Origin of the sequence: Nocardioides coralli (assembly GCF_019880385.1) — a bacterium.
GTDB classification, from domain to species: domain Bacteria; phylum Actinomycetota; class Actinomycetes; order Propionibacteriales; family Nocardioidaceae; genus Nocardioides; species Nocardioides coralli.
Genome location: NZ_CP082273.1, coordinates 2,871,718 through 2,892,966, shown reverse-complemented (window position 1 = coordinate 2,892,966; position 21,249 = coordinate 2,871,718). Strand labels below are relative to the sequence as shown.

Sequence of the window (21,249 nt, the reverse complement as noted above, 5' to 3'; positions counted from 1 at the left end):
GAGAAGGGGACGTGACAGGTGTGACTGCTGTGCGGGTGCGTCCCACCCAGCTGACGGTGCCGGGCTCCCCGGTGGGCGAGGAGGACCCCTTCCCCCATCTCGGCGCGGTCCGCGCCCTGCCGGTGCCACGGCTGGACCCCACGGCCCCCGCCGACATGAGGGAGCGGGTCTCCTACGGCCGGCTCGCGACGGCTCTGCCCTACGCGCGGTTCAACGGCTACGACCGGCGTACGACGCCGCAGACGCTCCCCGCCCTCGAGCTGACCAACGGCGTGCTCACCGCGACCGTGCTGCCGGGGCTCGGAGGTCGGGTGTGGTCGCTGCGCGACGAGCGGTCCGGCCGCGAGCTGCTCCACCGGAACCCCGTGCTCCGGTTCGCGAACTTCGGGCTCACCGACGCCTGGTTCGCCGGCGGCATCGAGTGGAACCTCGGGTCGACCGGCCACACCTGCCTGAGCACGCGGCCGGTGCACGCCGCGGTGCTGCACCTGCCGGACGGGGACGCCCTGCGGCTGTGGGAGTGGGAGCGGACCCGCGACCTGGTCCTCCAGGTGGACCTCGGGCTGGAGGGGTCGAGGCTGGTCGCCTCGACCCGCGTCCTCAACCCCGACCCCGAGGCGAAGCCGCTCTACTACTGGACCAACATCGCGGTGCCCGAGACGCCCGGCACGCGCGTCCTCTGCCCCGCCGAGCACGCCTGGCGCACGGCGTACGACGGCGCGCTCGACCGTGTCGCCTTCCCGGTCCCGGACGGCGATGGTGTCGATGTCAGCCGTCCCGGCGCCTCGGTGCACGCAGCTGACTACTTCTTCGACGTCGGCGACCGGTCCGGTCGGCTGGTCGCGGCCGTGGAGGCCGACGGCCTCGGGCTCCTGCAGACCTCGACCGACCGATTGGCCGGCCGGAAGCTCTTCGTGTGGGGTGCCGGCCCCGGTGGCACACGGTGGCAGGAGTGGCTGAGCGGTCCTGACCGCCGCTACTGCGAGATCCAGGCCGGCGCGTGCCCGACACAGCTGGAGCACGACGTCCTCCCCGGTGGCGCGAGCGTCTCGTGGACGGAGACCTTCGAGCCGCTCCGGCTCGAGCCGGAGGTGGTGGCCGGACCCTACGACGACGCCTGTGCCGCCGCCGCGGAGGTGGCCCACGGCGCGGGTCGGCCGGCCGCGCTCGAACGGCACCATCGGCGGTGGCTCGGCGAGGTCGCGGACCGCGCTCCCGACGAGGTGCTGGCGCACGGCAGCGGCTGGGGGCACGCCGAGGTGCTGCTGCGCGGGGGTGACTGGCAGCATCGCGCGGCACTCCCGTTCGCCGAGGTCGACGACACCAGTGCGGTCGCGGTCGCGGTGCTGCGTGACGAGCCTGACGAGCGACTAGATGCGCTGGCCCCCGCGCGCACGGTGCCCCCGGTCTCGGACCGCTGGCTCGCCGTCCTCCGCGCCCGGCCCGCCCATTGGTGGGTCGACCTCGCGATCGCCGTCAACGAGCACCTCCGCGGTCGACTCGACGAGGCGGAGGAGCGCTACCGCCGGTCTGCCGCGCTCCGGCCGACCGCCGTCGCCGAGCGAGGCCAGGCCCAGGTGGCGCTGGCCCAGGGACGGACCGAGGCCGCGGTGGAGCACTACACGACCGCACGCCGGCTCGACCCCGAGGCGCGGACACCCGCGACCGAGCAGCTCGAGCTGTTGCTCGACCTCGGCCGGCCCGAGGACTGCCTGGAGGTCGTCGAGGAGCTGCCTGACGGCGTACGCCACCACGGCCGCACCCGACTGCTCCGGGCCCGCGCCCTCGCGGACCTCGGGAGATCGGCGGACGCCGCGGCGATCATGGATGATCTGGAGGTGCCGGACCTGGCGGAGGGAGCTCGCGACCTCGACGAGCTCTGGGCTCGGGTGCGGCCGGACCAGCCGGTGCCGCCGCACCTGGACTTCCGGATGGTTCGCGAGGAAGGGACGAGATGACGACGCAGGGCCCGGACCAGGCGACGCGGTGGCGACTGCTGCTCGACGCGCTCGCCGCCCGCCGGCGACTCTCGGTCAGCGAGGCAGCCGAGCTGCTGGGCGTCTCGGCGGCCACCGTCCGACGCGACTTCGGCGAGCTGGCCCGCCGGCAGCTCGCCACCCGCACGCACGGTGGTGTCGTGGCGACGTCGGTCGCCTACGACCTCCCGGCCCGCTACCGCACCACCTCGGACGACCCGCGGGAGCGGATCGCGGCGGAGGCCGCCGGACGGATCCGGGTGGGCACGGTGGTGGCGTTCAACGGGGGGACCACGACGACCGCCGTGGCGCGGCACCTCAGCGCGCGCCCCGACGTCCAGGAGGCCGAGGCCGACGCGGTCACCATCGTCACCAACGCCCTCAACATCGCCGGCGAGATGGTGCTGCGGCCGAGCATCCGCACCGTGGTGATCGGGGGCGTGGCCCGGCCGCAGTCCTACGAGCTGCACGGACCGTTCGCCAGCCGGGTGCTGCGCGACCTGCTGGTCGACGAGCTGTTCCTCGGGGTGGACGCCCTGAACCTCCAGGGGGCCAGCTGCCATCACCTCGGCGAGTCGGTCATCAACGCCGAGATGGCGGAGCGCGCGCAGCGGGTCACGGTGGTCGCCGCCGCCCACAAGCTCGGCCGGGTGTCGCTCTCGGTCATCTGCGGGCTCGACCGAGTCCAGGAGCTGATCACCGACCGGGAGGCGCCGGAGGACGTGGTGGCGGACCTCCGGGCTGCGGGCGTCGAGGTCACGCTCGTCTGAAACCCGGGTGCGCGGTGCTGTCGCCACCCCGGACAATGACGGCCATGGGTCACGTGGACGTCGCCGGTGTGCGCTACGAGCTCCCTGACGGCCGGGTCCTGCTCGACGACGTCTCCTTCCGGGTCGGCGAGGGTGCCAAGGTGGCACTGGTCGGAGCCAACGGGGCGGGCAAGACGACGCTGCTGCGGATCGTCACGGGCGACCTGGTCCCGCACGCGGGCGTCGTGACGCGGTCCGGCGGGCTCGGCGTGATGCGGCAGATGGTGGCGCACGGGCTCGGGGAGGACCCGACGGTGGCCGACCTGTTGCTCTCGGTGGCGCCGGCGCGCGTCCGCACCGCTCGTGCCGAGGTGGACCGCCTCGAGCTGGCGCTGATGGACACCGACGACGAGAAGACCCAGCTCGCCTATGCGGCCGCGCTGGCGGAGTACGCCGACGCCGGTGGTTACGACCTCGAGGTCACCTGGGACGTGTGCACGATCGCCGGTCTCGGCCTGTCCTACGACCGGGCCAAGTACCGCGAGCTGCGGACCCTCTCGGGCGGCGAGCAGAAGCGGCTGGTGCTGGAGTACCTGCTGCGGGGTCCCGACGAGGTGCTGCTGCTCGACGAGCCGGACAACTTCCTCGACGTCCCGGGCAAGATCTGGCTCGAGGGCCGGATCCGGGAGTCGGAGAAGACGATCCTCTACATCAGCCACGACCGCGAGCTGCTCGACAACACCGCGACGCGGGTGGTCACGGTCGAGCTCGGCGCCGCGGGCAACCGGGTGTGGACCCACCCCGGTGGCTTCGCGAGCTATCACGACGCCCGACGCGAGCGCTTCCTGCGCTTCGAGGAGCTGACCCGTCGCTGGGAGGAGGAGCACGCCAAGCTCCGGGCCCAGATGCTGATGTACAAGCAGAAGGCGGCCTACAACTCCGACATGGCCAGCCGCTACCGGGCGGCCCAGACCCGGCTGCGGAGGTTCGAGGAGGCCGGGCCCCCGACCGAGCAGCCGCGGGAGCAGCAGGTGCGGATGCGGCTGAAGGGCGGCCGTACCGGCAAGCGCGCCGTGGTCTGCGAGGACCTCGAGCTCACGGGCCTGATGAAGCCGTTCGACCTCGAGGTCTGGTACGGCGAGCGGGTGGCCGTGCTCGGCAGCAACGGCTCGGGCAAGTCGCACTTCCTGCGGCTGCTCGCCGGCGGCGGCACCGACCCCGACGTGGAGCACCAGCCGGTCGGCGACGTACCGGTGGCGCCGGTGAACCACACCGGCCGCGCGAAGCTGGGGGCTCGGGTGCGGCCGGGCTGGTTCGTGCAGACCCACGAGCATCCCGAGCTGATGGGTCGCACCCTGCTCGAGATCCTGCACCGGGGCGACGACCACCGCGACGGGATGGGGCGCGAGCAGGCGGCGCGGGTGCTCGACCGCTACGAGCTCGCGCACGCGGGGGAGCAGCGGTTCGAGTCGCTCTCCGGTGGTCAGCAGGCACGGTTCCAGATCCTGCTGCTCGAGCTGTCGGGCGCGACGCTGCTCCTGCTCGACGAGCCCACCGACAACCTCGACGTCCAGAGCGCCGAGGCGCTGGAGGAGGGGCTCGAGGCGTTCGAGGGAACGGTGCTCGCGGTCACCCACGACCGCTGGTTCGCGCGCGGCTTCGACCGTTTCCTGGTGTACGGCGCCGACGGCTCGGTCTATGAGTCCGACGGTCCGGTGTGGGACGAGGGCCGGGTCGCCCGCGTGCGGTGACCTACGTGCCTCACGTCCGCCGACTGAACCTGATCGACCCGTCGGGTAGTCGCCGGTGGAGGTAGCCACTGTCGTGGACGCGGCGGTGGTGGAACCCGCAGAGAGGCACCAGGTCCTCGAGGTCGGTACGACCGCCGCGGGACCAGGGCTGCCAGTGGTGGAGCTCGGCCCAGGCGTACGGGACGTCGCACCCGTCGGCGGCGCAGCTGGTGTGCCGGAGGGCGCCGGCGGTGCGTTGTGCCTCGGAGAAGAGACGCTTGCCGCGCCCGAGGTCCAGCAGCTGCGACGCGCCGTCGAGGACGGCGGGGACCAGACCAGCGTTGCAGGCCAGGCGACGGGCCTCTGCGGCGGAGACGAGGTCGTCGGTGTCGAGGCCGCCAGCCTTGAGCTGGCCGCGCAGGGTGTCCAGGTCGAGCTTGACGATGACGGTGGCCGCCACCTTGCTGGCGAGCCGGTCGGTGGGGAGGTGCTCCAGCAGGGTGGTCAGGGCGAGCCCTCGCTCGTGCGCGGGATCCCGGTCAAGACGCTGGTCGCCCGCTTGGGCCTCGGTGGCGCCCAGGCGGCCGCGGCGCGGTGCAGTCATGGCGTCGACGACCTTGCGCAGCACCGTGGCAGCAAGGGTCGGGACCCGGAAGTGGCCCGACGTGGTCCCGTCACCGTTGTCGTGGAGGGTGAGTCTGGTCCGGGACAGCGCCAGGGCCTCCTCGTCGCGCAGGATGCCGTCCTCGTTCGCGTCGACCACGGAGGTGTCGCGCTCCACGGCCTCGAGCGCGCGGCGGGCGACCCGCCGCAGCTGCCGCGGGTCGAGGACCCGGGCCTTGTCCACCAGGCGCTGCTCGACGGCTCGGCGCTGGTCGGGGGTGAGCGACGGGGGCAGCTGCCGTGTGGCACCGGCGATGACCGCTGCGTGCGCAGCCGACACCTCGCCGGCTCCGAGGGCCGAGGCGGTGGTGGGCAGGGAAGCGTCGAGGTCGAGGGCGAGTCGGGCGTCACGTGCGGCCTGCGCCCCGTCGCTGCGGGTCTGCTGGGCCACCCAGGCTCCGGTGGACCGGGCGCCTGTCAGCCGCGGCACGTGGTGCCGCTCGGCGGCGGCGACGAGCTTGAGCTCCAGGGCCTGCAGTCTCGACCGGGCCCGCGAGAGCTCGGCGATCACGCCGGCGAAGTCGCTGGGACCGAGCAGGTCCGCGGCGACACCGTCCAGCAGCTCGTGGACAGCAACCACCATCGCACCCGGATGACCGGGTTCGGGGTGAAGGTTCAGGGCTGCTGACATGGTCCCAATCTATTCGAGCACGTGTTCGAAGCCAGGGTCCCGAACCGGACCTGGGGACAATCGCGCGGATCCCCACTCTGTGAACCACTGGTGGCGGGGTCACGGGCCCGGCGACCGCGGCGAGGAAGGTGCTGCGGACGGCCTGTCATGCGCGACGGGCCCCACGGCCCTGAGGCGGCGGCGTGACGGCCGTGGCGACACTGTCCGTCCACGCGCTAGCGTGACGGCACACCCGCCGGCACCGGCGGCGAGCTCGTCCCAGGAGGTGGCGATGCGGCTGCTCCTCGCCGACCGGCTTCCGCAGCAGACGCTCGTCGACCTCGAGGCCCGCGGCCACGAGTGCGTGATGGAGCCGGGGCTCTCCGCCGACGACCTCCCCGGGAGGATCGCCGGGTTCGACGTGCTCGTGGTGCGCTCGACCAAGGTGGGAAGGGCCGTCTTCGAGGCGGCCGACCGACTGGCGCTGGTGATCCGGGCCGGGGCCGGCACCAACACGATCGACACCGATGCCGCCGCTCAGCACGGCGTCCTCGTCTCCAACGTCCCGGGCCGCAACGCTGCGGCCGTGGCCGAGCTGACGATGGGGCTGCTGCTCGCGATCGACCGGAGGATCGCGGACAACGTGGCCGACCTGCGCAACGGACAGTGGGACAAGCAGCGCTACAGCAAGGCGGACGGCCTGCTGGGCTCGACGATGGGCGTCATCGGCCTCGGCTCCATCGGCCTCGCGGTGGCCGAGCGCGCGTCGGCGTTCGGCATCCACGTCCAGGCGCTCGCGAAGGACGGGCGACCTCCCCACGTCGCCGCGCGAGCCGAGGAGCTCGGGGTCACGATGTGCGACTCGGTGCCGCAGCTGCTGGCGTCGTCCGACATCGTCACGCTCCACGTGCCCGCCTCCGAGAGCACCCGCCACCTCGTCGACGCCGACTTCCTCGGCCGGATGAGGAAGGGGGCGATCCTGCTCAACACCTCGCGGGGTGACGTGGTCGACGAGACCGCCCTGCTCGCCGCGCTGGACGCCGGCGACGTCCGCGCAGGCCTCGACGTGTTCGCCGACGAGCCCGGCTTCGGCGCGGGCGAGTGGGACTCACCCCTCGGTCGACACCCTGCGGTGGTCGCCACGCACCACATCGGCGCGTCCACGGACCAGGCGCAGCGCGCCATCGCCGCCGGGGTCACCGACATCGTCGACGCGTTCGTCGCAGGGGAGGTGCGCCACTGCGTGAACCTCGACCCGGGCCGGCTGGGGTCCATGACCCTGACGGTCCGCCACCGGGACCGCGTCGGCGTGCTCGCCCAGGTGCTCGAGCTGTTGCGCGCCGAGGGACTCAACGTCGAGCACATGGAGAACCGGGTCTTCCGCGGCGGTGAGGCGGCGGTCGCCGCCATCGACGTGGCGGGCGAGACGTCCGAGAAGCTCCTGGCCACGCTGCGGGAGGTGCCCGACGTGCTCGGCGTGTCCCAGGCCGAGCTCGGGACGAACGGCGGGCGCCGCCCGTGACCGTGCAGCCCTTCGTGCCGGCCGGCTTCGAGCCGCCCACCACGCTGGCCACCGAGCAGTTCCGCCTCGAGCCGCTGGGACCGCTGCACAACGAGCGGGACCACGCCGCCTGGACGTCGAGCATCGAGCACATCCGTGCCACTCCCGGCTACCCCGACGGCACGTGGCCGCCGCTGGGTGGCATGACGCTGAAGGAGAACCTCCGCGACCTCCGCCGCCACGCCGACGACTTCGCGCAGCGCGTCGGCTTCACCTTCACCGTCCTCGATGTGGGCGGCGACGACGTCATCGGCTGTGTCTACCTCTACCCCTCGGCCTCCGAGGAGTGCGACGTCACGGTGCAGTCCTGGGTGCGGGCCGACAGGGCCACGCTCGACGAGCCGCTCGCCGACGCCGTCGCCCGCTGGCTCGCCGATGCCTGGCCATGGCAGCGGGTGGACCGCTGCGGCCGGTCGACCTCAGCCTGACAGCGCGCGCACCCCGGCCGTCACCAGGACGGCGGCGAGGCTGGCCAGCAGCAGCGGCACCCGGCACAGCAGGAGCAGCGCCGCCACCGCGACACCGACTGTCTGCGCCCCGACGGCCCACTGCTGTCCGTCGGCCAGCACCGAGGTCACCACCAGCGCCGACAGCAGCGCCGGCGCGGTCACGGCGATGACGCCGCTGGCCCACCGCGGCAGTGCGCGACCCCCGACGATCGCCGGCCCCAGGGCCTTGGTGGTCGCAGCCATGACGGTCAACGCGGCGATCAGCAGCCACCCCTGGACTCCAGTGAGGTTCATGCGGCCACCTCCGGGTCGGGCGCGGGATCCAGGCGGCCCAGGCCCACGAGGGCGGCGGCGCTGGCGGCCAGCACCGGCACCCCGGCAGGGGTGAGCGGCACGAGGGCGAGGGCGATCGCCGCACCGAGCAGGGCGGCGACCCGGGCCCGGGGCTTGCGGAGCTCGGCGATGAGGATGCCCACGAAGAACGTCGGGAACAGTGCGTCGAGGCCGAGACTGCCCGGGTCGCTGATGATCGTGCCGCCGTAGGCGCCGATCACGGTCCCGATCACCCAGCCGACGTACTGCGGCACCGTCGTGCCGAAGAGCAGCCCGCGGTCGAACGTCCCGTCCCCACGACTCGCGAGCGCCCACGAGGAGTCGACCACGATCTGCCCCTCGGCGGCACGACGGAGCGGCCCCCCGGACAGCGAGGGTGCCAGCGCGATGCCCATGGCGAGGAAGCGCGAGTGCATCAGCGTGGCCGCCCCCACGGCAGCGCCGATGCCGCCGCCGGCGCCGACGATGGTCAGGGCCGTGAACTGCGCCGAGCCGCCGAACACCAGCGCCGACAGGGCGATCGTCTGCACGGGGGTGAACCCCGCCTGGACGGCCAGCACGCCGAAGGAGAGGGCCAGCACCGTGGCCACGGCGGCGTAGGGCACCCCGAGCCGCAGGCCCCGCCGGAAGGAGTCGTCCACCGCGCCAGCGTACGGACGACAGTGCCACTCTCCTGACCTTGCCTGCACAGGAGCGTGACCTGGCGCACACATCGTCGTTGAGCAGGGTGCAGGTCGCTCGCGGAGGCCCGCGTCGGCGCTGCGGCACGACCCCTGTCAGGCAGCCCGACCGGCTGTGAACCGGCCCGCCGACGTGATCCGTCGGCACTGGAGACCCCCACGATGCGTTCACCAACACCCCCCCCTGCGCCGGCGGCTCGCACCCGTCCTCGCGCTCCCCGTCACGCTCCTGCTCGCGGCGACCCTGGTCCCGGCCGCGGGACAGGCGCCCGAGAGCCCCAACCCCGACACCTTCGAGTTCTCGTTCCAGGGCGAGGGCCACGACCACGCCGGTGTCGAGGACTTCCGCGACGGCAGTGTCGCCGCGACCGCCGGCCAGAAGGCTGCGGCGAAGTCACTCGGCGCGACCACGGTCCGCTGGAACGACTTCGGCACGCCCCACGTGATGTACAACCAGCAGGGCTACCTCTCGGGTCCGCGCTCCGGCAAGGCCGCCGACGTGGCCCGCGGCTTCGTGTCCGACCACAGCGACCTCTTCAAGCTGTCGGCCGACCAGGTCGCCGCGCTCGAAGTGGTCACCGACTCCCCGCTGCTCGACACCCCCGACCTCGCGCGCGAGCGTGACGGCAAGGCCGTCCGCAACCCCGACGTCGCCCACGTGGTGACGTTCCGCCAGACCTTCGGTGACCTCGCCGCGGGCCACGACGGCCTGCTGACCGTCGGCGTCCAGCGCGACGGGCGCGTCGGCTGGGTCTCCTCCTCCGTCACCGGTGACGAGGACGTCGCGGGCTCCCGCAACATCGACGCCGCCGAGGCGATCGCGGCCTCGGCCGAGGGCGTCCACCTCGAGCTCGGGCAGCTGACCTCCGTCGAGGCCGACGGCCCGTGGACTACCTTCGAGGCCGCTGGGTCGCAAGACCTGCAGCGCGCCCGCCAGATGGCCATGCCGACCCCGACCGCCGGCGTCCGGCTGGTCTGGGAGACCACGATCCTCAAGGCCGACCACACCGACCACGAGGGTCACAGCGGACCGGCCGCCTACATCAGCTTCGTCGATGCCGAGACCGGCAAGGTCCTCCTGCGCGACAACCGCGTCGACCACCTGGTCAACGGGATGACGATGCCGACCTCGGCGCCGTCGGCCCAGCCCTTCGCGGGAGCCACCGACGACGCCGGTGCCTGCACCCCGCAGGACCAGCGCCACGGCCCGGTGACCGCGGAGGAGGGCACCGGCCAGATCTCGGTCGCGGCCAGCGCCACGGTCCCCAACGGCACCGACGACGACATCACCATCAACCTCTACCGCGACGGCGAGGCGAACCCGGTCGCCTCCCAGGACCTGCTCACCAGCCCCGAGGTGCTCACCTGGGGCCCCAACGGTGGCGTCCCGGCCGGCGACTACTTCGTGGAGATCTGCGAGTTCACGCCCTCCGCGGGGTCCATCTCCTACACCGGCTCCGTCACGACCGGTCCGGCCACCTCGGCTGACCCGGCGATGCCGCGGTGGCGGGTGTTCGAGGCGAACCCCAACTTCACCGACTCCAGCGCTCCCGGTGCGGACACCCGCTCGCTGTGGTGCTGGGTGAGCGACTCGGCCGCCTGCGACGACGAGGTCGGCAACATCGCCTCGCGGCTGCCCTGGGACGTGCTGCCCCCGAGCCTGGCCTCGCTCACGTCGATGGGCAACAACGCCACGACCGCGATCTCCGAGGTGAGCTTCCGCTCGCCCGACACCGTGTTCAAGCGTCCGGTCAGCCCGGACCGTCGTTACGACTACCCGTGGAAGAACACGTGGTACGAGTCCAGCTGTGACCCGAAGACCTTCGACCAGCCGGGCGGCAACGACGACGACGCGTCGGTGACCAACCTGTTCGTCAGCCACAACCGGATGCACGACTGGAGCTACTTCCTCGGCTTCACCGAGCGCAACTCCAACCTGCAGCAGTCGAACTTCGGCAACACGGGTCCGACCCGCGAGAACGACCCCGAGGTCGGCAACGCCCAGTCCGGCCGCCGCACGTTCAACGGCCGTGACAACGCCAACCAGATCACGCTGCAGGACGGCATCGCGCCGATCACCAACCAGTACCTCTGGCAGCCGCTGGCGGGCGCCTTCTACGCCGCCTGCACCGACGGTGCCTACGACATGGCGGTGGTCGCGCACGAGTACGGCCACGCCATCAGCAACCGGATGATCGCCGGCCCCGACACCGGGACCGGTGCCACCCAGGGCCAGAGCGAGAGCTGGTCGGACCTGGTGTTCGCGGAGTACTTCCGTGGCAACGGCATCTCGACCGGCGAGGGTGCCAACCCGCTCGCGCTGGCGCCGTACGTGTCGGGCAACAAGGAGCGGGGCATCCGCAACTACGCGATGAACCAGAGCCCGCTGACCTACGCCGACCTCGGCTACGACGGCAACGGCTCGGAGTCCCCGCACGCCGACGGTGAGATCTGGAGCGCCGCCAACCACGACATCGTGGTGGCGCTCAACCAGAAGTACGACGGCCAGTTCCCGTCCTCGGACAAGGCGCTGCAGCTGCGCTGCGCCGAGGGTGCACTGCCCGCCGACGAGTGCCCGGGCAACCGGCGCTGGGCCCAGATCATGTTCGACGGCTTCCTGCTCAACCCGGCCGGCTCGACCATGCTCGACTCGCGTGACGCCATGCTCGCGGCGGACCTGCTGCGGTTCGACGGGGCCAACCAGGCCGAGCTCTGGGACGCCTTCGCCAAGCGCGGCATGGGTGAGACCGCGTACGCGGCCAACGTCGACGACCGCGACCCGGTACCGGGCTGGTCCTCGCCGGTGGCGAAGGACGAGGCGACCGTCGAGTTCCGCTCGGCCGCTGACAAGACGACGGTCTACACCGGCGTCTACGAGGCCCGCGTCACGCCGACCGCTGACAACGACCCGGAGACCGAGACCGGCTCGACGGTGTCGTTCGTGCCCGGCAGGTACGAGTTCCTCGCACAGGCCCCCGGCCACGGTGCGGTGCGCTTCAGCCGGACCCTCAAGCCGGGTCAGAACGTCGTGATCGACGTGCCGCTGCGCCGCAACCTGGCCTCGGCCACAAACGGTGCCACCGCCACCGGTGACGGCATCAACCTCGAGGCGCTGATCGACGACAGCGAGGCGACCAACTGGGCCTCGCTCGAGTCGGCCGGCACCGCGAGCCAGGGTCGCGGCGAGGGCCAGCAGGTCCAGGGTCGCCAGGTGACGGTGAAGATCGGTGACCAGCCGGTCCGCATCAACAAGGTGCAGGTGAGCGCCGCGCTGCGGCCGACCGACCCGGACAACGCGGACTCGGGCAGCCAGAGCCGGTTCTCGGCCCTGCGCTCGTTCGACATCCTGGTCTGCGACGCCACGGTGAACGGCAACACCTGCACCGACGACGAGGCCGAGTTCAGCGTGGCCTACCGCTCCGCCGCCGACGCCTTCCCGGGCGTCCGGCCGCGGCCGACGGCGCCGGACCTGCTGCTGCGGTCGTTCGGCTTCCGCGGCGTCAAGGCGACCCACGTCCGGATCCGGGTGCGGGACAACCAGTGCACCGGCGGGCCCGCCTACCAGGGCGACACCAACCCGTCGAACGACCCGGTGTTCAGCAACCCGGACTGCGACAGCGAGGAGACGACCCCCGACCGGGCCGTGCTCTCCCCGCCGAAGGAGCAGGTGCGCATCGCCGAGCTGCAGGTCTTCGGACCCACCAGCTGACGGGGGAGCGCCCGCGGGTCACCTGACCCGCTCGGGATCAGCGGCGCCGGCCTACGCGGTCCGGCGCCGCTGAGCTCTTCCCGGGTGCCCTCAGGAGCCGTCGGAGTCCAGCGTGACCGTCGCCGACTGCTCCTCGCCGTCGCGGACGAAGGTGATCTCGACCTCGTCGCCGGGGCGGTAGGCCCGGATCGTGGCCACCAGGGCACTGCTGTCGGTGATCCGCTGGTCGTCGACCCGGGTGATGACGTCGCCCGCGTCGAGCCCGGCGCTCGCGGCGGCCGAGCCGCCGTTGACCTCTCCGACGACCGCGCCGTCACCGGCTTCCCCGTCACCGACGGTGATGCCGAGGACGGCGTGGGTGGGCTCCTCGCCGGCGACCATCTGCTCCACCAGGGGCATGACGGCGTCGATGGGGATCGCGAAGCCGAGACCGATCGATCCGGCGCCGCCCTGTCCCAGGCCCGGGGAGGCCGCGGTGCGGATCGAGGAGTTGATGCCGACCACCGCGCCCTTCATGTCCACCAGCGGGCCGCCGCTGTTGCCGGGGTTGATCGCGGCGTCGGTCTGGATGGCCGGGTAGGTCGTGGACGTCCCGTCCGCCGACTGCGCGACGTTGACGGGTCGGTTGAGCGCACTGACGATGCCGGTCGTCACCGTGGCCTCCAGCCCGAAGGGTGAACCGACCGCGACCACCTCCTGGCCGACGTCGAGGCTGCCGGAGCGGCCGATGGTCGCCGGCGTCAGCCCCTCGACGTCCTCGGCCTGGATGACCGCGGTGTCGGTGAGTCGGTCGGTGCCGACGATGCTCGCCTCGGCCTCCGACCCGTCGTCGAAGTTCACGACGATCTGACCGCCGTCCTCGGCGACCTCGACCACGTGCTGGTTGGTGAGGATCGTCCCGTCCTCGGACAGCACGATGCCCGAGCCGGAGCCCGAGCCTCCGGCTCCCTGCACCTCGATCTGGACGACCGACGGCAGCACCCGGGCGGCGACGGACTCGACCGAGCCCTCGGGGGCCGGCTCGTCGTCGGCGTCAGCCGTCGGGACGGTCGGAGAGGTGGTGCTGCCCAGCGGGGCCGGCTCGTCCTGCCAGGCCTCCCAGGCGGCTGCGCCGCCGAACCCGGCCAGGCCGCCGACGACCAGCGACGCCGCGAGCATGCCCGCGGCAAAGCGGCGGGAGCCGCGGGGACGCTGTCCGGGCGACTCCAGGCTCTCGGTGCGGGCGACGGGCGCGCCCGCACCGTGGGGCTCGCGTCCGGGCTCGTCCGGGAAGGGGGGAAGGATGCGTGTGTCGCTCATGCCACCCAGCGTGACAAGCGACGCTGTGAGGCGGCTGAGAGGGGGCTTGGCTCGCGCCGAGAACCGCTCAGAGCCGGCGTACGGCGTCGCCGGGGCGCACCACGCCGCCGTGCACGACCCGGGCGTTGAGGCCACGCAGCCGCAGCTCCACACCGGCGGGGGAGTTGACGAAGGCGGTGGCGGCCTCGCCGAAGCGGTCCAGGAACTTGCGGCACCCGCGGTGCGGCTTCGCCGTGACCTCGAGCACCGCGTCGTCGCCGACGGCCACGCGCGAGCCCGTCGGCAGGACGGTCACGGAGAGGTCGAGGTCGACGTAGAGCTGGTCACCGGCGAGGGCCCGCTCCTGGTCGGTGTCGGCGAGCAGCCGGACCATCCGCGAGCTCATCACGGTCACCTGGGCGTCGAGGTGTCGCCCGGTCTCGCGGGCACGGCGCGTGGCCCGGCTGAGCCAGTCGTCGCCCACGAGGCCGTCGGCCTCGTCCAGGAGGGCCTCGGCCAGCACCTCGCGCTGGAGGCGGCCGGGCCGGCGCACGACCAGGTCGAGCGTGCCGACGTCAGCGGGGGCGGCGCGGAGGTGCGCGAGCCGGCTCTCGAGGTCGGCGGTCGTCACGAGCGTCACGGGGACAGTCTCCGCCACGCCGCGGCAGGCTGCGGTGCGGGGTGGCCGGCGTGTGGCCGATGATTCACGCACCGGTCGCGGGTCTCATGTGGTGTGAGGAACCTCGAGGTGGGCGAGATCGAGCTGTGCGTGGACGAGTACGGCGACCAGGACGACCCGGTGGTCGTGCTCGTCGCCGGGGCGGCTCAGTCGATGGACTGGTGGGACCCCGCCTTCTGTGCGGCGATCGCCGCCGGTGGCCGCCGGGTGGTCCGCTACGACCACCGCGACACCGGCGCGTCGACCACCCGTCCTCGGGGGAGACCCGACTACCCGGGATCCGCTCTCGGGGACGACCTCACGGGGCTGGTGACGTCGTTGCGGGCCGGACCGGCGCACCTCGTGGGGATGTCCATGGGTGGGGGCCTCGCCCAGGCGGTCGCTCTGCGCCGGCCGGACCTGGTGTCCGCCCTCACGCTCGTGGCCACCTCGGCCGTCGGAGGCGTCGACCACGCGACCCTGCCCGGACCTGAGCCGCGGGTCGCGGCGGTCTTCGACGACCCGCCGCCGGACCCGGACTGGGACGACCAGTCCCAGGTGGTCGAGTGGCTGGTCGCGGGGGAGCGCGTCTTCGGCGGTTCGCTGTTCGACGAGACCCGCACCCGACGGGTCGCGGAGACCGCCGTGGAGCGGAGCATCGACCCGGGAGCGGCCGCCAACCACTGGCTGGTCGTCGGCGACGGCGACGGTGAGCCCCTCGACGTACGCCGGATCTCGTGCCCGACCCTGGTCGTGCACGGCACCGAGGACCCGTTCTTCCCCCTCCCGCACGGCGAGGCGCTGGCCGCGGCCGTCCCGGGCGCGCGGTTGCTCGTGGTCGAGGGGATGGGGCACGAGGCTCCGCCGCCAGCCGCGTGGGACACCGTGGTCCCACGCATGCTGGAGCTGGGGCCGGAGGGATGAGCTGGTGCCGGCTGGCAGGGTGGGTGCCATGAACCGACCCGACCCCTCTGCCGTCACCGTCGTGGTCACCGGAGCCAACGGGCTGGTCGGCTCGCGCACCTGCGCCGCCCTCCTCGAGCAGGGCGCCCGGGTCCGGGCCATGGTCCGGCGGGCCGGCACCGCGCCGGCGGGCACCGAGGAGCTCGTGGGTGACTTCGCCGACCCAGAGGTCGCCCGCGCAGCCGCCACCGGGGCAGACGCCGTGGTGACGACCGTGCACCCGATGGGCAGCGGCCACGACGTCCAGCGCAGGGTCGGTGTGGAGGGCACCAGCGCCTTCGCCGAGGCCGCCCGGGACGCCGGGGTCTCCCGGCTGGTCCACCTGTCGACGGCGGCGGTCTACGACCGCTCACCCGGGGTGGGCGACGTCGACGAGTCCTCGCAGCTCGTCGGTGACGACGCCGGCGCCTACCCCGTGACCAAGCGGGACGCCGAGGCGGCGCTCGCTGGGGTGGACGGGCTGACCCGCGTCCTGCTCCGTCCGCCAGCGATCCTCGGTCGCGGCGACAGCTCGGTCTGGAACACCCTGCGGCCGGCGGACGTCCGGGACGACCCGGTCGCCCGTCGCGCCGACCCCCGCCGCAGCTGGGCCTGGGTGCACGTCGAGGACTTGTCGACGCTGGCCGCCGATCTCGCGACCGAACGCGTGCCGGAGGCCGACGACCCGGCTGCCGGGCCCGTGCCGCTCGGTTGCACGGCGCTGAACGTCGCCGCGCAGCCGGCCACGTGGCGGGACTACCTCGGAACCGTCACCGAAGCCCTGGGCGTCGAACCGACCTGGGTCGAGGAGCCGAGCTGGACGGGACAGGTGCGGGCGGACCGTGCCCACGCCTGGGGCTGGCGCCCCCGTGTCGACCTGACCACGGCTCTGCGTGAGCTCGCCGACGACCTGCGCTGAGAAGCAGCGCGGCGTGTGCCTCAGCGGGCGCCCAGGCGCACGTCGAGGCACACGCCGCGTCGCGTGTGTCGGGGTGGTGCTCAGCCCCAGCGGGAAGCGGCCGGCTCGAAGGTGAGCGTCCGGTCGCCGGTGTAGATCTGCTTGGGGCGCGCGATCTTCTGCTCCTTGTCCTGCACGAGCTCCAGCCACTGCGCGAGCCAACCGGGGGTGCGGCCGATCGCGAAGAGCACGGTGAACATCTCGGGCGGGAACTGGAAGGCCTCGTAGATCAGGCCGGAGTAGAAGTCGACGTTGGGGTAGAGCTTGCGCTTGACGAAGTAGTCGTCCTCGAGCGCGATCTTCTCCAGCTCCTGCGCGATCTCCAGCAGCGGGTTGACGCCGGTCACCTCGAACACGTCGTCGCAGGCCTTCTTGATGATCTTGGCCCGCGGGTCGTAGTTCTTGTAGACGCGGTGGCCGAAGCCCATCAGCCGCTCGTTGCCGTCCTTCACGCCCTTGATGAAGTCGGGGATGTTCTCCTTGCTCCCGATCCGGCGCAGCATCCGGAGCACCGCCTCGTTGGCGCCGCCGTGGAGCGGGCCGTAGAGGGCGCCGACGCCGGCGGCGACCGCGGAGTAGGGGTCCACCTGGCTCGAGCCGACCGACCGCACCGCGTTGGTCGAGCAGTTCTGCTCGTGGTCGGCGTGCAGGATGAAGAGCACGTCGAGGGCTTTCACGAGCCGCTCGTCGGCCTCGAACTTCTTCTCGCTCATCTTGAAGAGCATCGAGAGGAAGTTGGCGGTGTAGGACAGCTCGTTGTCGGGGTAGATGAACGGCTTGCCCTGCGCGTGACGGAACGACCAGGCACCCAGCGTCGGCATCTTGGCGATCATGCGCACGATCTGCATGTGCCGGTTGTCGGCGTCGCCGATGTTGCGGGCGTCCGGGTAGAACGTCGAGAGCGCCCCGACGGACGCCATGAGCATCCCCATGGGGTGGGCGTCGTACCGGAAGCCGTGCATGAAGCGCTTGACGTTCTCGTGCACGAACGTGTGGTAGGTGATCTCGTGCACCCAGGCGTCGTACTCGGCCTTCGTGGGGAGCGCGCCGTGCACGAGCAGGTAGGCGACCTCGAGGAACGAGGAGCTCTCGGCGAGCTGCTCGATGGGGTAGCCGCGGTACTCGAGGATGCCCTGCTCGCCGTCGATGTAGGTGACGGCGCTTCGGCAGGACGCGGTGTTGACGAAGCCGGGGTCGTAGACCGCGATGCCCGGAGCGTCGTCGCCCGTCTTGATCTGACCGAGATCGGCGGCCTTGATGGTGCCGTCGGTGATCGGGACCTCGTACTCCTGTCCGGTGCGGTTGTCGCGGACGGTGAGAGAATCAGTCACCCGCCCAACCTAACCCCGGCAGCGGAGCGGCGCGAATCTGCGTCTTGGAACCCGTCCCGTCCCCGCAGGTCAGGTGGGGGTTGGCGCGTTTTGACCTGTACGTCGGCCCGCCGGTAATCTGAGCGGTCGCGACTCCTGCCGCGCCCCGACCTCCACGTGGGTCGGAGTGCAGTCCCGGACCGAAGTCTGAGCCGGGCCGTGTTCGTCAGAAGCCGCAGCACCACCACCCGGCCGGGTCCACCGGCGCGGGATCAACGAACGAGAAGGGCACACACGTGCGCACCTACAGCCCGAAGCCGGGCGACATCCAGCGCGACTGGCACGTCATCGACGCGACCGACGTCGTCCTGGGCCGCCTCGCCGTCCAGACCGCCAACCTGCTGCGCGGCAAGCACAAGCCGATCTTCGCCCCCCACATGGACACCGGCGACTTCGTGATCATCGTCAACGCCGAGAAGGTGGCGCTCACCGGCCAGAAGGCCACCAAGAAGATGAGCTACCGCCACTCCGGCTACCCCGGTGGCCTGACCGCGACCCCGATCGGCGAGGGCCTCGACAAGGACGCCCGCAAGGTCATCGAGAAGGCCGTCTGGGGCATGCTGCCGAAGAACAAGCTCGGCCGGCAGATGCTCAAGAAGCTCAAGGTCTACTCCGGACCCCACCACCCGCACCAGGCCCAGCAGGCCACGCCGTTCGAGATCTCGCAGATCTCCCAGGGCTGACGACCAGGACGCAGAGGACTTATCCAGTGACTGAGAACCAGACCGAGGTCGAGGAGACCTTCGAGACCAACGAGCAGGGCGTCGCCTACAGCTCGGAGAGCGCGCCGGCCGCCGACGCGCCCGTCAGCTCCGCCATCGCCCCCGCCGCGGCCACCGGCCGCCGCAAGCAGGCCGTCGCCCGCGTCCGGATCGTGCCCGGCACCGGCAGCTGGACCGTCAACGGTCGCCCGCTCGACGCCTACTTCCCCAACAAGCTCCACCAGCAGGTCGTCAACGAGCCCTTCGTGGCGACCCGCCTCGAGGGTCGCTTCGACGTGATCGCCCGCATCCACGGCGGTGGCATCACCGGCCAGGCCGGCGCGCTGCGCCTCGGCGTGGCCCGCGCCCTCAACGCCGTCGACGTCGAGGCCAACCGCCCGGTGCTCAAGAAGGCTGGCCTGCTGACCCGCGACGCCCGCGTCATCGAGCGCAAGAAGGCCGGCCTCAAGAAGGCCCGCAAGGCGCCTCAGTACAGCAAGCGCTGATCCGTCGGACGCTGCGGCGTACATGACGAAGCGCTACTTCGGCACGGACGGGGTCCGGGGCCTGGCCAACGGTGATCTCACCGCTGAGCTGGCCCTGGACCTTTCCGTCGCCGCCGCCCACGTGCTCGCCGAGGCCGGCGAGTTCGAGGGCCACCGACCCTTCGCGGTCGTGGGGCGTGACACGCGCGTCTCGGGCGAGTTCCTCGAGGCGGCCGTGGTCGCCGGGCTCGCCTCGGCCGGCGTCGACGTCCACCTGCTCGGCGTGCTCCCCACCCCGGGGGTCGCCTACCTGACCGACACGCTCGGCGCCGACCTCGGCGTGATGCTGTCGGCGTCCCACAACCCGATGCCCGACAACGGCATCAAGTTCCTCGCCCGCGGCGGGCAGAAGCTCGACGATGCCCTCGAGATGGCCATCGAGGAGCGGCTGCGCGAGGAGTGGCAGCGGCCGCAGGGCGGCGGCGTCGGGCGGGTGCGGGCCCGCGAGGACGCTCTCGACGTCTACGTCGGTCACCTCATCTCCACGGTGGAGCGCCCGCTCGTCGGCATCCGCGTCGTCCTCGACTGCGCCCAGGGGGCCGCCTCGGAGGCCGGGCCCCGCGCGCTCGTGGGTGCCGGTGCCGACGTCACCGCCATCCACGCCCTGCCCGACGGGGTCAACATCAACGACGGGTGTGGCTCTACCCATCTCGACTCGCTGCGCGAGGCCGTGCTCAAGGACGGCGCCGACGTCGGCTTCGCCCTCGACGGCGACGCCGACCGCTGCCTGGCCGTCGACCACGAGGGCAACGTCGTCGACGGCGACCAGATCCTTGCGGTCCTCGCCCAGTCGCTGCTCGAGCAGGGCCGGCTGGCCAAGGACACCGTGGTCGCCACGGTGATGAGCAACCTCGGCTTCGTCCAGGCGATGCGGGAGGCCGGCATCGGGGTGCGCCAGACCAAGGTCGGCGACCGCTACGTGCTCGAGGCCATGAAGGTCTCCGGCTACTCCCTCGGCGGGGAGCAGTCCGGCCACGTCATCATGAGCGACCACGCCACCACCGGCGACGGCATCCTCACCGCGCTCCACGTCCTGGACCGGATGGCCACCACCGGCCGGTCGCTGCAGGACCTGGCCTCGGTGATGACGCGGCTGCCTCAGGTGCTCGTCAACGTGCCGGGGGTCGACAAGTCGCGGGCCGACGAGGACGCGGTCGTCGCGGCCGCCGTGGCCGAGGAGGAGGCCGCTCTCAACGGCAGCGGGAGAATCCTGCTCCGGCCGTCGGGGACCGAGCCGATCGTGCGCGTGATGGTCGAGGCGCCGACCGAGGACCAGGCACGCGGTGTCGCCGAGCGGCTGGCGGGCGTCGTACGGCAGCAGCTGGCCCTCTGAGGCTCGCAGCCCTCACTGGGTGTGTCACATGTGGCTGGGACTGCGGCGCAGCGAACGCGATGCCGCCATCCGCTCAGCGGCGTGTGCGGTCAGTCGGTGTCGCAAGCGACCGCCCCAGTCTGCCTGGCGCTGGTCACGCCAGGGACCGATCACGTCGGATCGGTCAGAGCCGTGTAACGACGAGCGCCACGACCAGAAGCACCACGCCCCATCCGGCGAGCGTCACCAACCGCAGAACTCGATGATCGATGTCCGCAGGTGCCGGTGGAATAAGGAACGGCATGGTCACCCAGAGCAACACCAGGATTGGTCCGAAGAGCAGCAGGGCCGTTGCGACGTCGGCGCCAGCGAGCAACATGCCCGCGACGCCAGTGCAGCCCGCGCCAAACAAGGCCGCGTAGAAGAACGGGTTGCGGAGGTTAAGTCGCCACCTACCCGAGATTGAACTACTCATGGCTCTCCTCGCCCCGGTGGAAGAGCGCGAAGTTATCAGGACTTCGATCCAGCGATGCCCGATCACTTGTCTGAATCAGGGTGCTGAAACGCACGCCGGGCGCGCCTCGACAGCACCGCCAACATCACTGCTAGGACTCCGAAGCCGAGGCCAGCCAGGGCTGCCAGTGCGCGGGTTGGGTCGTCATCTTCGACGGCAACAGCCACGAGGACGACCGCCAAGATGGCAGACAAAACCGACCAACCCCCGACGAGGGTTCTTGCGGCCTTCCGAGCGTAGTCGGCTGATGCCTGTGCCTCTGACTCATCCATCCCCGGCAGTATGACCAAGCGAGTGACCTGTCATCGGCAGGACCGCGCTCTTCGCGGCAGATCCGTGCGCTGGCGCGGGACGGGCGTCACTGGCTCGAGCCGAACGCAGCAGCGGGCAAACGTCGCTCGCGAGGCTCGAAGTGGCGGCGAATCGTCGGTGTCTGCCCGCTGGCGCGAACACGACGGCACAGGCGGCGGTCCACCCGCTCATCGGCCTGAGCGTGCGCTTCTCCGCAGCC

The 21,249-nt window shown here is 72.1% G+C and carries 18 protein-coding genes; 11 read left to right on the top strand and 7 right to left on the bottom strand.

Annotation, left to right across the window (positions count from 1 at the left end):
- Positions 1–20 precede the first annotated feature (20 nt).
- The 3 genes from K6T13_RS14120 to K6T13_RS14110 are packed head-to-tail and all read left to right on the top strand — an operon-like array spanning position 21 to position 4,476.
- On the top strand, positions 21–1,958 hold the full coding sequence (locus tag K6T13_RS14120; RefSeq protein ID WP_222895185.1) for a DUF5107 domain-containing protein: 1,938 nt from the start codon (positions 21–23) through the stop codon (positions 1,956–1,958).
- Complete coding sequence (locus K6T13_RS14115) at positions 1,955–2,746, top strand: DeoR/GlpR family DNA-binding transcription regulator (protein WP_222895184.1); 792 nt, start codon at positions 1,955–1,957, stop codon at positions 2,744–2,746. The genes K6T13_RS14120 and K6T13_RS14115 overlap by 4 nt, the downstream gene beginning before the upstream one ends.
- Positions 2,747–2,790: 44 nt before the next feature.
- Positions 2,791–4,476 carry an ABC-F family ATP-binding cassette domain-containing protein gene (locus tag K6T13_RS14110; protein WP_222895183.1) on the top strand — a complete coding sequence of 562 codons (1,686 nt, stop codon included), beginning with the start codon at positions 2,791–2,793 and terminating at the stop codon, positions 4,474–4,476.
- A gap of 10 nt (positions 4,477–4,486) precedes the next feature.
- On the opposite strand, the gene K6T13_RS14105 is transcribed toward K6T13_RS14110, so the two are convergent.
- On the bottom strand, positions 4,487–5,749 hold the full coding sequence (locus K6T13_RS14105; RefSeq protein WP_222895182.1) for an HNH endonuclease signature motif containing protein: 1,263 nt from the start codon (positions 5,747–5,749) through the stop codon (positions 4,487–4,489).
- A 271-nt stretch (positions 5,750–6,020) separates the two neighbouring features.
- Between K6T13_RS14105 and K6T13_RS14100 the strand changes: the two genes are divergently transcribed.
- Positions 6,021–7,250 (top strand): phosphoglycerate dehydrogenase, encoded by a 1,230-nt coding sequence (locus K6T13_RS14100; protein WP_222895181.1) that lies wholly within the window; start codon positions 6,021–6,023, stop codon positions 7,248–7,250.
- A complete protein-coding gene (locus K6T13_RS14095; RefSeq protein WP_222895180.1) occupies positions 7,247–7,717 on the top strand; it encodes a GNAT family N-acetyltransferase in 471 nt (156 codons plus the stop codon). Before K6T13_RS14100 ends, K6T13_RS14095 begins: the two co-directional genes overlap by 4 nt.
- Here the strand turns inward: K6T13_RS14095 and K6T13_RS14090 are convergent.
- Together K6T13_RS14090 and K6T13_RS14085 are read right to left on the bottom strand one after the other, a co-directional pair.
- Positions 7,709–8,032: an AzlD domain-containing protein gene (locus K6T13_RS14090; RefSeq protein WP_222895179.1), complete on the bottom strand. Its 324-nt coding sequence runs from the start codon at positions 8,030–8,032 to the stop codon at positions 7,709–7,711. The two genes, K6T13_RS14095 and K6T13_RS14090, sit on opposite strands and share 9 nt — an antisense overlap.
- On the bottom strand, positions 8,029–8,712 hold the full coding sequence (locus K6T13_RS14085) for an AzlC family ABC transporter permease (protein ID WP_222895178.1): 684 nt from the start codon (positions 8,710–8,712) through the stop codon (positions 8,029–8,031). The genes K6T13_RS14090 and K6T13_RS14085 overlap by 4 nt, the downstream gene beginning before the upstream one ends.
- Positions 8,713–8,866: 154 nt before the next feature.
- Here K6T13_RS14085 and K6T13_RS14080 point away from each other — a divergent pair, with 154 nt between their 5' ends.
- Complete coding sequence (locus K6T13_RS14080) at positions 8,867–12,460, top strand: M36 family metallopeptidase (RefSeq protein ID WP_222895177.1); 3,594 nt, start codon at positions 8,867–8,869, stop codon at positions 12,458–12,460.
- Positions 12,461–12,550: 90 nt separating this feature from the next.
- Here the strand turns inward: K6T13_RS14080 and K6T13_RS14075 are convergent, their stop codons facing one another.
- The gene (locus K6T13_RS14075) at positions 12,551–13,759 is read right to left on the bottom strand and encodes a S1C family serine protease (protein ID WP_222895176.1); all 1,209 of its coding nucleotides are present in this window, start codon (positions 13,757–13,759) and stop codon (positions 12,551–12,553) included.
- Between the two features lie 67 nt (positions 13,760–13,826).
- Positions 13,827–14,378, bottom strand: a complete 552-nt coding sequence (locus K6T13_RS14070) for an MOSC domain-containing protein (protein ID WP_222895175.1) — start codon at positions 14,376–14,378, stop codon at positions 13,827–13,829.
- 108 nt (positions 14,379–14,486) lie between these two features.
- On the opposite strand from K6T13_RS14070, the gene K6T13_RS14065 reads away from it, so the two are divergent.
- Positions 14,487–15,320 (top strand): alpha/beta fold hydrolase, encoded by an 834-nt coding sequence (locus tag K6T13_RS14065; RefSeq protein WP_222895174.1) that lies wholly within the window; start codon positions 14,487–14,489, stop codon positions 15,318–15,320.
- Between the two features lie 28 nt (positions 15,321–15,348).
- Positions 15,349–16,257 (top strand): NAD-dependent epimerase/dehydratase family protein, encoded by a 909-nt coding sequence (locus K6T13_RS14060; protein ID WP_222895173.1) that lies wholly within the window; start codon positions 15,349–15,351, stop codon positions 16,255–16,257.
- 80 nt (positions 16,258–16,337) lie between these two features.
- On the opposite strand, the gene K6T13_RS14055 is transcribed toward K6T13_RS14060, so the two are convergent.
- On the bottom strand, positions 16,338–17,627 hold the full coding sequence (locus K6T13_RS14055; RefSeq protein WP_222895172.1) for a citrate synthase: 1,290 nt from the start codon (positions 17,625–17,627) through the stop codon (positions 16,338–16,340).
- A 275-nt stretch (positions 17,628–17,902) separates the two neighbouring features.
- Between K6T13_RS14055 and rplM the strand changes: the two genes are divergently transcribed.
- The 3 genes from rplM to glmM are packed head-to-tail and all read left to right on the top strand — an operon-like array spanning position 17,903 to position 20,245.
- Positions 17,903–18,349, top strand: coding sequence for a 50S ribosomal protein L13 (gene rplM, locus K6T13_RS14050; protein WP_222895171.1), 447 nt, complete (start codon positions 17,903–17,905; stop codon positions 18,347–18,349).
- Between the two features lie 26 nt (positions 18,350–18,375).
- On the top strand, positions 18,376–18,873 hold the full coding sequence (gene rpsI, locus K6T13_RS14045; protein ID WP_222895170.1) for a 30S ribosomal protein S9: 498 nt from the start codon (positions 18,376–18,378) through the stop codon (positions 18,871–18,873).
- Positions 18,874–18,895: 22 nt separating this feature from the next.
- The gene (gene glmM / locus K6T13_RS14040) at positions 18,896–20,245 is read left to right on the top strand and encodes a phosphoglucosamine mutase (protein WP_222895169.1); all 1,350 of its coding nucleotides are present in this window, start codon (positions 18,896–18,898) and stop codon (positions 20,243–20,245) included.
- 163 nt (positions 20,246–20,408) lie between these two features.
- On the opposite strand, the gene K6T13_RS14035 is transcribed toward glmM, so the two are convergent.
- Positions 20,409–20,699 carry a hypothetical protein gene (locus K6T13_RS14035; RefSeq protein ID WP_222895168.1) on the bottom strand — a complete coding sequence of 97 codons (291 nt, stop codon included), beginning with the start codon at positions 20,697–20,699 and terminating at the stop codon, positions 20,409–20,411.
- Between the last annotated feature and the right edge of the window lie 550 nt (positions 20,700–21,249).

Coding starts and splice junctions, on each gene's coding strand:
- glmM (WP_222895169.1), top strand. CDS start 18,896: ATGACGAAGCGCTACTTCGGCACGGACGGGGTCCGGGGCCTGGCCAAC.
- K6T13_RS14110 (WP_222895183.1), top strand. CDS start 2,791: ATGGGTCACGTGGACGTCGCCGGTGTGCGCTACGAGCTCCCTGACGGC.
- K6T13_RS14035 (WP_222895168.1), bottom strand. CDS start 20,699: ATGAGTAGTTCAATCTCGGGTAGGTGGCGACTTAACCTCCGCAACCCG.
- K6T13_RS14115 (WP_222895184.1), top strand. CDS start 1,955: ATGACGACGCAGGGCCCGGACCAGGCGACGCGGTGGCGACTGCTGCTC.
- K6T13_RS14075 (WP_222895176.1), bottom strand. CDS start 13,759: ATGAGCGACACACGCATCCTTCCCCCCTTCCCGGACGAGCCCGGACGC.
- K6T13_RS14090 (WP_222895179.1), bottom strand. CDS start 8,032: ATGAACCTCACTGGAGTCCAGGGGTGGCTGCTGATCGCCGCGTTGACC.
- K6T13_RS14100 (WP_222895181.1), top strand. CDS start 6,021: ATGCGGCTGCTCCTCGCCGACCGGCTTCCGCAGCAGACGCTCGTCGAC.
- K6T13_RS14105 (WP_222895182.1), bottom strand. CDS start 5,749: ATGTCAGCAGCCCTGAACCTTCACCCCGAACCCGGTCATCCGGGTGCG.
- K6T13_RS14060 (WP_222895173.1), top strand. CDS start 15,349: ATGAACCGACCCGACCCCTCTGCCGTCACCGTCGTGGTCACCGGAGCC.